Here is an 8364-nt window from a genome sequence, read left to right on the forward strand (position 1 = left end):
ATCTGCCGCATCCACTGCTCCTAAGCGTGCTCTCGAGAGCGTTCTTAAGAGCAGGCCCCTACCTCACGACAAGGCGCGTCTCGCCGGATGCATACTTTCATAGCGCGCGAAAGCGACTATCAGTTGGTCGCCGACCCCGACAGCCTCAAGGGCGCGCACGCTCCCTCTCTCGCCGGCGCCTACACGGTCGAAGAAGCCGTGCCCGCCCTCCTCGCGCCTTCGGGCCTCACCGCCGAGATCAGGGATCGCACGATAACCCTGCGGGGGCGAGACGCGCCGTCGCGCGAGGAGGTAACCGGCGCGACGGATCTCCAGCTCTCAGTCACAGGCTCGCGCATTCGCGGCGCGAAGCCGACGTCGCCGGTCATTTCGGTATCCCGTGAACAGATCGCGGAACTTGGCCATAGCGACCTTGGCTCATTTGCGCGCAGCATCCCGCAGAATTTCAATGGCGGCCAAAATCCAGGGGTTGTCACAAGTTTGCAGGCAGGCTCGGAGAATGCCACATCTTCGTCCGCTCTCAACCTTCGTGGCCTTGGACCGGACGCAACCCTGACCCTCTTCAATGGCCACCGTGTTGCTTATGATGCCGTGAGTCAGGGGATCGACATTTCGGCCATCCCCATGGCGGCCATCGATCGCGTCGAAATTGTCGCAGACGGTGCCTCGGCGCTTTATGGATCAGATGCTGTCGGCGGGGTCGCCAACATCATCCTACGCCGTGATTCTGACGGGCTAGAGACCAGCCTGCGGATCGGTGGCGCCACAGAAGGCGGCGCCTTCCAGCAGCAATATAGTGCCGTAACCGGTCGTCGGTGGCGCGGCGGCGGGTTCATGATTGCAGGCGACTTCAACAAGGCATCCGACATCTCGGCTTCGCAGCGATCTTTCACCCGGAGTGTCAATCCAGAGCTGACGATCTATCCGTCAAACCGGCAATGGAGCGCCGTGTTCGCTGGCCATCAGGCTCTTGGTGAGGTCGTGGAATTTGAGCTCGACGCCCATTACAACAGACACAAATCGCGTATTGGCGTCCCGTCGAGCGGCACAGCAGCTCTTGTCCAGAATGGGATCGTGGGGCAACCGGATATTGAAAGCTATTCGGTCAGCCCGTCTGTGACGTTCCGTCTGCCCGCCGGGTGGGAGATGACGGCTCGCGCGACATATGCCAGCAGCAACAGCCATATCATGGTAGATCTTTTCTCGGGCGGCAGCCTGTCGGCCGTCAACAATGTACGGTACAAGAATGACCTCTGGTCGGCCGAGTTCAGCGCAGAAGGTCAACTCTTCGCGATGCCCGGTGGCGATGCGCGGCTGGCCATGGGCGCCGGTTTGCGATCCAATGGTCTGACAGCCTTCAGCTTCCGAACGACCGGCGCGACCGTCCGCACTCTCCTGAGCTATTCGGACTCCCAAACAGCCATTTACAGCTATGGTGAGCTCTTCCTTCCTCTGGTCTCCGATGCCAATGCATCGCCTCTGCTGCGTTCGCTGCAATTGACCGGCGCTGTCCGATATGAACGCTATGACGAGATTGGTGGTCTGGCTACGCCCAAGGTCGGCCTCACCTATCAGCCCCTGTCGGCGCTTACGCTCAAAGGTAGTTGGGGCAAGTCCTTCAAGGCACCAACGCTCAGCCAGATGAATATTGTCCGCCAGGGCGTGCTTATTTCTCCAACTCTCTACCTGCCGTCCCCGCCATCCAACAGAGCCGTCCTGCAACTTAGCGGGGGTAACAAGGCGCTGGAACCCGAGACAGCCAATGCGCTTACTCTCACAGCCGAATTTAAACCACCCAAAATCCCCGGCTTCAAGGCTGAGGCCAGCGTCTTTGATGTACGCTACAAGAACCGGGTCATTCGCCCGATAGCCGATAGCACCCAGTCCTTTAGGTCTGAATATGCAGATCTCATTATCGTCAATCCGTCGCTCGAACAGGTTCTGGCAGCAACGGCCAACCTGCCGCTAGGCGTACAGAACCAGACTGGCAGTCTCTATGACCCTGCCAATATTGCAGCGATTGTAAATACCGGATTCCAGAATGCAGCACGGCAGCATATCCGGGGTATCGACGCATCGATATCCTATGGCTTTTCCCGCAAGAGCGATGCCTTCAGCCTGGAAGGCAGCGCAAGCTATCTTGAGAGCGATCAGAGGCTGAGCGCCAATCAGCCGGTCATTCAACAGGCTGGCACCATCTTCCGGCCACCACATTGGCGCGGGCGCGCGGGTGGATCATGGCAGCATGGCAGCACAACTCTGACGCTCGCCTATAATTATATTGGCGGCACGAAGGATGAGAGAACCGCCACGACCTATAAGGTTGATGCCTTTCATACGGTAGATACCACTATCGCCTGGAAGCCCAGGGGCAAAGATATGTGGTCTGACTGGTCGTTCCTCCTAGCCGGACAGAATATCCTGAACGCGCATCCTTCGCTTATCCGCACCTCCAGCGGAGCCGCGCCCAATTATGACGCAACCAACTATTCCGCAGTCGGGCGAACGATCAGCCTCACTGTGTCCAAAGCCTGGTAATGCTCATTTCCCTTGCGATGAGTCTTGCCGCAGCAGGCACGGCTGCCCTGCCAGTCGTGCCTGCTCACCCCGACTGCGCGGAAAATCTCCAGCGCCATTTGCCCGACGCCAGGTCACGCCCGATCGAAGATACGGATCTGATCGAACTGCTGGACATCGGCTCCAATGGCAGCCTGCAACCTGATCCTGTCTTTGCCCTGTCCCCGGATCAATCCCGCATCGCTGTCGCCGTCAGGCGCGCAAATATTGCTTCCAACAGCTATTGTTCAGGCATCTATATCGTCGATCGAAACGGTAAGAATGTGCTGGCAGACCATGGCCCGGGCGCTGCCTTCTGGAAGTTCGACAGTTTCTATGACACGCATGGCTTTCCGACAGGGGTAACGCAGGTCATCGCGCCCCAATGGTCACCTGACGGGCGACTTCTCGCATTTCCAAAGTTCGTTGGCGACCGACTGCAATTATGGGCCTGGGATGCGGCAGGCGGAAGTCGCGCAATCGTGACCGATGACAGTGACATCATCGACTTTCGGTTCAACGCGGAGGGGACGAGCATCCTCTACAAGGCGAGTGACGACGCCGGGCCGAAAAGCGCGCTGCGTCAGGAAAGTTTACGGGGCTATCGCTTCGATGAGCGCTTCTTTCCCTTCGCTGCAACGACCCCCTTTCCGCGCGGCAGCAGGCCATATGGCGTTAAAGTCGTCCGCTTGCAGGATGGCGGCATCAGACAGGCAACGACGCAGGAAGCGCAGGCGTTCGTGCAGAACGCCAATGCTGAAGCTGGATCCCATTACCCCGGCCTCAAAACAGAGGCGGACGGCGTCACCAGACTTTACAGAACAGCACGAAACGGGACGAGGTCGTGCAGCAGCATTCGCTGCACGCAGGTGGAAGGATTGCCCTGGATCGCTCGGTCCGGTTATAGCCCGGCAACCGCCTCTCGCGTGATGGCGAACCGAGCCGTGGTATCGAGCGGTCTTGCCACCATGTCGACCGCGAACGAATGGTTCCCAACGATCCGCGCCGTCGTCTTCGGGATCATGCTCTTCATGGTGCCGGTGGCGCTCCTCTTCATCCTGACGTCGATCAACCTGCGGGTCGCGAGCTTTGCCCTTGGGCTCTTCGTCTTCGTGGCCCTGTGGGGCGTGATCGATGCGGGCATCTACCAGCTGACCCTTGGCCGGGCGACAGCGACGCTCGCGGAGATGCGCGCCAATCATCTGGCAGCCAATGCCTGGATGCTCGCGCCCTCGGCGGCCATGAAAGCGCTCGCCATATTCGGCAGCTTCCGCACCGCTGGCGCTGGCCTTGCAGGCGCCTTCGTGTTCACCGTGTTCCGCTTTTCGGGCAATGTCTTCTCCTCCTTCACCGGCGGATCGCTGGGCGTCACCGCGCAAGCCTCCTCCGCAGCGGCGACGGTCTCGACATCGGAAGGCTATGCCTCAGCGCTTGAAGCCCAGGCGTCAGCCGCCGGAACCGGTAACCGCCGCGCTGCCGCCTCCTCGTTCGGCGACTTCGGCGAGCGGTCCAGCTTTGGGGCGACGCGCAGCTTCGGCGCTGCCGGCGCGGTTAAGGGCGCGCATGGCGGCGTGCCGGGTCAGGCCGCACTTGGCATGGGGGGTATCGATGCCGGCCGCGAACTGGGCGGCCTCGCCCCCGCGCTTGCTGGCCGCGATCTCAGCGACCCGGCGGTCAAAGGCGCGGTCCAGGCGGCCGCCGCCACTGGCGCCATCCACAATTTCGCGGAGAAGGATGCACTTCGGAAACTTGGAACAGATCACTTCGGCGCAGGTCAGGGAGGCGAGAAGGCTTTTGCCGCCTTCACCCAGAATCTCGTCCAGTGGCGCGCCTTTGGCGACACGCGCGCCTATGACATGATGATGCAGAGCGCGAGCCGCCATTTCGAGCGCGCGGGCTACGCTCCGCAAGACGCGGCGCTCAAAGCCAGCGGTGTGATTGCGCAGGCGCAAGCCGATCCGACCTTCGCCAAGCTCATCGCCAACAGCTTCTCTCAAGGTGAGATGCTCAAGAATGAACTCACCGCCGCGCAGACTCAGGTAGGTGCGATGGAAGGCCGGCGCGACTATGCTGGCAGCGAGGTTTCCGCCGTCGAGCGCGGCAATGTCGCGACCGAACAGGCCCGGCGGACCGGCGGAAATGAGGGACAGCGGTTCGCAGCCCGGATGCTGGGCCTGCCGGTAGATGAAATGAACCGCCGCATCGCCTTCATCAACGCCCTCTCGGGCGAAGCGCGCTCTACCGCCATCAGCCAACTCTCCCGCGCTACTGGCCGCAGCGAAGCGCAGGTCATGCATGCACTGGAGACCTACAGGGCTTCAAGCGAGGTCGGGACCGCCGATGGGGCAACTGCGGAGGCGTCGCGGGAAGGTACAAGCGTCTATGGCCGCACACGCGAGGCTGCCGGCTATGACTTTGCCGAGCGGTCAGGCAAGCTCGACGCGCAGCGTGAGCTCGGTCATGACGGGACGCGCAGTGCCGCCCGAATTGGTGAACAGCGCAGGCAATCGGACAATTTTGGCTTTGCAGAAGGTGCGGCCGCCGCTGGTATGTCGACCCGCGAAGCCGCCCGGCTCGATAGTTTCATCCGAACTCTGAGCGATGGCGCGGGCAACCAACTCGACATGGCAGAGGGGGGCGCTGATGGCGTAGCAGACCGGGCGCGCAACGCCAGGATGACCAGCATCGTCGAGAAAGAGCGCCTGGCGCGCCTGCAATCGCTCCTCAAAACGAACGGCATCGACATGAGCAAGCGACAGATCGCCATGGACCAAAATGGCGACTTCAGCCTCAACCTGACACCCGCCACGGCGGCCCAGATGTGGAAGGCTGGCCTCATCAATGAAAGTCAACTCGGCGCTGTTGCAAATGGCGGCCATGCCCGCTTCAGCCTTGCTCACAATGATCTTCTCGTATCGAGTAGCGCCAGCTACGAGAAATCCGCACGGAATGACACGAGCACGAGGTTTGAAGCCGGCAAACAGGCTGGGCCGGACACGATCGAACATTTCCTAGGCGGGGGCGCCGAGGGCAAGGCTGCCATGGCGAACTGGCTCCGAGGCGGGTTCGAGATGGATCGCAAGGGCAATTGGCGCCTGAAACCCCAAGTTGCCGACACTCTCCAACGTGATGTGCAAGCTATCATGGCGCAAACGGGATGGGAACGTTCTATCGGTCGAGCGGCGCAAGACCAAAATACATTTCAGGTGTCAGTGAGCGGTGAGATTTCAGGTGGCGCTGGTTCTGGCACGGATCAAACCCGCAAGGGGACTAGCGGTAGAACCGCATTTGGGCGCTCGCGCGGCTCGTTAGGAATCTCGACACAAGAAGTCGGATCCACAAGCGAAACTGCAAGCTCGCAGCTGAACATCGTCAACTACGAAGTCCGGCAAGCGGTGGCGAACGCAGAACGATCTTCCGCGCGCTCACCCAATCCAGCAGAAAAATTCTCTGAAAGCTTGGCTGCCGAAATACTCGGCCCCGACGGATTGAGGAGCCGCTACCTTGGCGACGCCGACAGTGGGGGCGGTGTTGTAGATTTGACCGCACCCGTCACTTCACTGGAACAAAGTTCGCTTCTTAACACAGGTCGATTCTCTACTGATTTGAAATCCGGCCCATTCGATGGCGACACGCACTTCAAGAAGAGCGGCGATTGATGTAGCCGGGATTGATCGGGTTCAAAGTGCTGCCAATCCACCGCGAGCCTGAAGCTGGATCGGTGAGATCCAACTCGCGTAGGAGACCAAGGGGACCGTACCGGGCACCTTGCCAATCTGCTCCCCCCTCTAAATCTTCGCAGTCGGAAAACTCTGTTCGTTCGAAAAGCGCTCTGAAATATCCAAAACCAAGTATGAATGACATGAGCGGAGGAAAGAAAAAAACGTTGAAAACGCCACAAAATGCCGAACGGTAAAAACTCGCCAACGCTTCAACATGGAGGGACGCAATCATTCCGCCCCAGTATAGGGGCATTGCGAACCACCAAAGTTTTGCATGCAGGGGTCGCCAAAGCCAATCACGGATCTTTGGCTTGGGCAACGTAGCAAAGAGATCGTCTAAGGGTTCAGGGTTCGACATTCCAGTTCATCCTTTGGCCAAAGATATCATTCCTCCGCCTCGCCGCCAGCCCCCTCCCCTTCGTGATGCTGCGATCTCTTGATCAGTATCGTTTTTTTCACAGCTGGGCTCATCCCACCGATGCTGGAATTCGGGCGCGTCGTTCTGGGCTAACTGAACTTATGGGGCAGATGTATTGCTTTATCGGGCGTCGATGGATGCTCAGTAGCGCCATGCTGGCGCCCTACCGAGCAGCATATGGCGAATGTACACATGCTGTCGATCAACCTGGCGAAGCGGACCTTCCAAGTCTGCGCAACTCATCGAGCGGGGTCGGTTCTATATAACCGGACGATCTCTCGATCCAACTTGGACACGCTTTTCAAGGAGCAGGCCAGCGCTATCGTCACTATGGAGTTCGCGGTCCTGTGGCGACGCCGTGCTCCCTTTAGCCAGACGATCTGCACCATTGAGCGAGCGATCATAGGCTAGTGGATCATCTGCACACAAGATTGCCCCTCAGGCCCGGTGATAGTCAACACCACAGAAGCGTGAGATTGCATTTCTCGTAGTTAAACCGCTAACAGGAAGGATCAGAACGTATCTTATGAGCTTAAGGAAGCTGAATTGGCTGGTCGTCCCCGCAAAACACCCTTCATCTCGCCCAACAGCCTGAGTGGTGTCCAAGGATGAAAGAAACGGTTGTAAAGCGCCGGAGAGGCGCCGCCCTGGAAGACGCGATCCTGGATGCAGCGTGGAGCGAACTCGAGTTACGAGGGTATAGCGATTTCACCTTCCAGGCGGTGGCGGATCGCGCCGGCACGAGCCGAGCAGTTCTTTACCGGCGATGGCCCACAAAAACGAGCATCGCATCTGCCGCCATTGTCCGGCACATCAAGCTTAATCCCATCACGGTGCCGAACCTGGATAATTTCCGTGACGAGATGTGCCTCTTGCTACGGCGTTTCGCCGATCGCGCTCCCCCTCGATTGCTCGGCCTTATATTCGAAATGAGCCAGGACATGGCGGCCGAAGGCACGAGCTTCATGGACGATCGTTTTCAGGACTTTCCGATGAAGGATGTTCTCGAACGTGCGTTAGCGCGCGGTGACGTCGACAAGGATCGTCTGACCCCGCGGGTCGTCCGATTGCCCTTCAGTCTCGTCATGCATGAGGTCGTGATTACCGTGAAACAGATTTCGGACATGGCGATCGCCGAAATCGTCGACCAGACTTTCCTGCCTTTGGTCACTACGCCCCGCTGACTTCCTTCCCACCGTTCGAGAAGGCAGCAAGAGCAGGTTGTAGGGTAAATTTATAAGATACATTTCGACCCCTATTGACAATCGGCTGCCATATTTAGGATACAGTTCGTATCTTGAAATGGAGATCAATTGTGCCGGCGGGATTCGTGCAAAGCAGCTGTTCAGCCCCCCTCGCCTGGCGACGTTGCGGGCTTGTCGTCGCCCTCGCCGCTACATCGGCATGTCAGAGCAGTCCTGCGGTCCGGTCCGGCTTCCTCTCCACCTATAGCAGCCTTGCGGCTGGCGAGCTGAACCGGAAAGCGTCGGCTCATCACCGGGACGACGCGGCGTCCGATACCGTGAAGACCGTGTTCATCGAGCCCGCCATCATCGCGCCCGATCTCGAAACAGAATTGTCCGCAGAAGAAAGGGCGATGGTGCTTCACGAAGTCGATCGTCAGATCTGCTTCGAAGTCAGCGAACGCTTCCTGATCGCACCCGAGCC

The 8364-nt window shown here is 59.3% G+C and carries 5 protein-coding genes; 4 read left to right on the forward strand and 1 reads right to left on the reverse strand.

Annotated features, from left to right (window positions below; genetic code table 11):
* Nucleotides 1-87 precede the first annotated feature (87 nt).
* Entirely contained in the window at nucleotides 88-2538 is a 2451-nt protein-coding gene (locus BMX92_RS26335; protein WP_093022617.1) for a TonB-dependent receptor, read from the forward strand.
* A 707-nt stretch (nucleotides 2539-3245) separates the two neighbouring features.
* Nucleotides 3246-6215, forward strand: a complete 2970-nt coding sequence (locus BMX92_RS26340) for a conjugal transfer protein TraG N-terminal domain-containing protein (protein ID WP_256213649.1) — start codon at nucleotides 3246-3248, stop codon at nucleotides 6213-6215.
* On the opposite strand, the gene BMX92_RS26345 is transcribed toward BMX92_RS26340, so the two are convergent.
* Entirely contained in the window at nucleotides 6196-6636 is a 441-nt protein-coding gene (locus BMX92_RS26345; RefSeq protein WP_093022620.1) for a hypothetical protein, read from the reverse strand. The two genes, BMX92_RS26340 and BMX92_RS26345, sit on opposite strands and share 20 nt — an antisense overlap.
* 668 nt (nucleotides 6637-7304) lie before the next feature.
* On the opposite strand from BMX92_RS26345, the gene BMX92_RS26355 reads away from it, so the two are divergent.
* A complete protein-coding gene (locus tag BMX92_RS26355; protein WP_093022629.1) occupies nucleotides 7305-7880 on the forward strand; it encodes a TetR/AcrR family transcriptional regulator in 576 nt (191 codons plus the stop codon).
* A 131-nt stretch (nucleotides 7881-8011) separates the two neighbouring features.
* The coding region (locus tag BMX92_RS27195; RefSeq protein ID WP_143066927.1) for a DUF3313 family protein at nucleotides 8012-8364 on the forward strand (353 nt) is incomplete at its 3' end.

Source organism: Sphingobium sp. YR768, assembly GCF_900111125.1.
Taxonomy (GTDB): domain Bacteria; phylum Pseudomonadota; class Alphaproteobacteria; order Sphingomonadales; family Sphingomonadaceae; genus Sphingobium.